This window comes from Kitasatospora putterlickiae (assembly GCF_039527695.1).
Lineage (GTDB): Bacteria > Actinomycetota > Actinomycetes > Streptomycetales > Streptomycetaceae > Kitasatospora > Kitasatospora putterlickiae.
In genome coordinates this window covers 1-1,845 of the sequence record NZ_BAAAKJ010000545.1, presented here as the reverse complement: position 1 = coordinate 1,845, position 1,845 = coordinate 1, and the positions used below count along the sequence as shown (strand labels likewise).

Annotated in this window: 1 protein-coding gene; it reads right to left on the bottom strand. The window is 75.0% G+C overall.

What is annotated here, in order from left to right:
• Nucleotides 1-30: 30 nt before the first annotated feature.
• Nucleotides 31-1,434, bottom strand: a complete 1,404-nt coding sequence (locus ABD308_RS39080) for a hypothetical protein (RefSeq protein ID WP_344345838.1) — start codon at nt 1,432-1,434, stop codon at nt 31-33.
• Nucleotides 1,435-1,845 lie beyond the last annotated feature (411 nt).

The window sequence follows — 1,845 nt, the reverse complement described above, 5'->3', positions numbered from 1 at the left end:
CCGGGGCGAGCCGCACGGTGTGCAGCGCGGTCACCCGTCCTCCTGTCCGGCCCGTGCGGCCCGTCCGGCCCGCGCGGCCTCGTCGCCCGCCGGCCACAGCGGTGCGGGCAGCGGCAGCGCTGGCGGCTCCGGCAGGTGGGCGGGCTCGCCCAGCCCGAGGACGCGGTAGAGCAGCCGCCGCATCCGCCGGTCGAAGGCGCCCGGCCGGGAGCTGATCCGGTCCGCGATCGCCGCGTACTCCTCCCGCCGGTACTGCTCGGCGGCGTAGCCGAGTTGGGCGGTGAGCGGGTGGGACGGGCTGAGCGCCGGGGCGGTGCGGGCGAGCAGCGCGCCGGGCGAGCGCGGGTTGACGTCCCGGTGCGGGTACTCGGCGAGCAGGATCGGCGCGCCGGTCATGGTGCCGTAGAGGGTGACCGAGCCGTGGTCGCCGATGATGAAGTCGGCGGCGACCAGCAGCGGCCGCCAGTCCTCCTCGGGCGCGACCACGGTGACCGCCCCGCGCGCGGTGGCCGTCGCCCACGACCGGACCGCCCACGGGCTGTGCGCGGCGGCCACGTTGGGGTGGACCAGCAGCGCGGTCCGGTAGCCGTGCCGGGGCAGTTCGGCGGCCAGCCGGGGCAGCACCGCGTCGAGCCGGGTGAACAGCGAGCCGCTGCCCCAGGTGGAGCAGACCAGGACGAGCCGTTCACCGGGCCGCAGCCCGAGTGCGGCGCGGTAGCGCTCGCGGGCGGGCAGGGCGGCGGCGATCCGGTCGTAGCAGCCGTCGCCGACCACTTCGGCGATCGGCAGTGCTTCCGGGCAGCCCCGTCCGAGTTCGGCGCGCTCGTCCTCGTGGGCGAGCGCGTACGCGGTGGGCACCAGCCGGCCGCGCCAGGTGACGTACTCGGGTCCGAGCCCGGCCACCGTGCGACCGGCGCCGGGCCCCGCCGGGGACAGCTTGATGTGTCCGGCCCCGTGGGGCAGCCGGACCAGTGGGCCGCGCAGCCGCTCCAGTCCCTGTGACCCGGCGGCCAGCACCAGGTCGAACTCCCGCCGGACGGCCTCCGCCCAGGGCAGCACCGTGCCGCCGAACCGTAGGACGTGGGCCGCCGCGCCCCCGTTGAACGCGTGCGGCGGCACCGTGAACTGGACGTGCACCCGCAGGTCCGCGGCGAGCAGCGGATAGACGTCGTGCAGCCGCTGGCCGTAGACCATCGACTGGACGACGACCAGCACCTCCTTGCAGTCGGTGAGCGTGGCCCACGGACGCACCCGGCGCGCCGCGCCCCCGTCGTACCCGTCCGCCCGGCCGCGCTGGTCGTCCGCCCGGCCGCGCTGGTCGTCTGCCCGGCCGTGCTCCTCCGACCGCTCCTCCGACCGCTCCTCCGGCGGGTGCTCCCCGCCGGACCGGTCCCCGTGGTTGACTTCGTCGACTTCCCCGTGCACCAAGGTCATGTCGTTCCCCCTCCTTGATCCCGGACCGGGGCCCCGGGTCTCGGCGGCCCCGACCGGTTGGTGCCCGGGCGGTCTGGCGGATTCCATGACGGCTCCTGGCCGGTCTTGCACGACCCTTGCAGCGCCCTTGCCGCCGCTCCTGGAGCCCCGTGGGACGCCGAAGGGTACTGAGTTCCTTTACCAGGGGTACTGAGTGCCGTATGGTCTCCAGAGAGCCTCGGAGAATGCCGACGAGAGCCGACGGGCCAGATCCGGCCAAGGGCCGATCAGGGGCCGATCCGGCACTCAGTACCCTCGGCGTGGCCGGGGCCGTGGACCAGTGCAACCGACCGGTGCACCCGTACCAGGAGAACCGCTCATGAGCTTGAGGATCGTTGTCTGTGTGAAGTACGTGCCGGACGCGACGGGTGA